At 56.7% G+C, this 1,183-nt stretch carries 1 protein-coding gene; it reads right to left on the bottom strand.

Annotated elements, in window-relative coordinates; genetic code table 11:
• Positions 1–11: 11 nt before the first annotated feature.
• Positions 12–395: a hypothetical protein gene (locus EN914_RS36030; protein WP_024504656.1), complete on the bottom strand. Its 384-nt coding sequence runs from the start codon at positions 393–395 to the stop codon at positions 12–14.
• Between the last annotated feature and the right edge of the window lie 788 nt (positions 396–1,183).

Raw genomic sequence — 1,183 nt, 5'->3', positions numbered from 1 at the left:
TCCTTGTAGCGCTACTTGCTGGTGATCCAATCCACCAGGCCAGTTTCCATCTGCTCGCACCCGGTGAATTCATGTACCAGGCTCGTGGCCAGATCACGCCATTGATACTCAGGCACACCCGTTTGCCTGACCAACTCTCGGAATGCCGAGCGGAGAATGTCGGCGTCAAAGGCGCAGACGGCGACGCTTGCCACGCCCGGATCTTCCCACCCTCGCGCCATGTCATCGTGGTGACGTTGGCGAAGGCGTTTGAGCAGTTCGCGCGATGTCTCGATTGCGCGCCTTGAACGATCCACGTCTTGGCGAAACTTGGCAGTTCCGATCATGGAATTATGCCGAACAAGATAGCCGGTTGCGATTACGCCTTGTGCAACTTCTAAATGCGTTCGAACCATCGCGGCCTCCCTTCCAGCGAAAGGAATTGTTTACCCTGTTGTCCAGCATAACCCCAACGGATTCGCTGTACGTTTTCAACCAATCGGCTATTCGGCGATTGTCGGCCAATTGCTGGGTTCTAGCTCCGGTGAGCGGCACTTCACCTCAAAGTGCCGTGGCGGCCGGCGCAGAGGTGCGCGAACCCTGGCGCCGACCAACAGAATCTGAGCGGTCATGCCTCGCGCTGGTGGAGTATATCGGCCCTTCGGGAACCACAGGGACGCCAAACACAACGACCCGGAGAAGTCGGTGCGCACAGTCACCATTCATTTACAATATTAGCGCAGGCTGAAAATCGGACATGCAGGGTAGCTCGTACATGGCCCTTAGCCCCGGTGAAGACCCAGCGCCAGCGCTTCTGTTTCGCTGCTGGGTAGGCCCTGTCCGCACTCCTGCTTGACTGCGCGACTGCGAGAACAACGCCTCGCGGGTTCCCAATTCCTTGCAAACAGTTAGATCCGGGAGCTAAGTGCGGCATAGGCTGGTAGGGCAGGCGACCAGAGCGATCTTTCGAAGAACGAAGTCGTCCTCTCGCACGAATCGGCTGCTTGAACGTACACTTTCCATAGAAAACTCCCTTCTGACCGCCGAGCAGGTTGCCGCTTCGCAAGTACTCTCAGAGAAAAATATTGGAGGGTCTTGTCCCAGCTTGACGCATCAAGGAACTCAAAGGGGGTGGTCTCTAAGGCGACCCTACGCGACATTAGCGGCTGCTATTGCGTTCGCCAATTCTTCTTCAGTAAACGGC

This window comes from Mesorhizobium sp. M7A.F.Ca.CA.001.08.2.1, from assembly GCF_003998455.1.
Lineage (GTDB): Bacteria > Pseudomonadota > Alphaproteobacteria > Rhizobiales > Rhizobiaceae > Mesorhizobium > Mesorhizobium ciceri.
The sequence above is the reverse complement of the archived record's forward strand: the minus strand, read 5'-3'. Positions and strand labels throughout refer to the sequence as shown.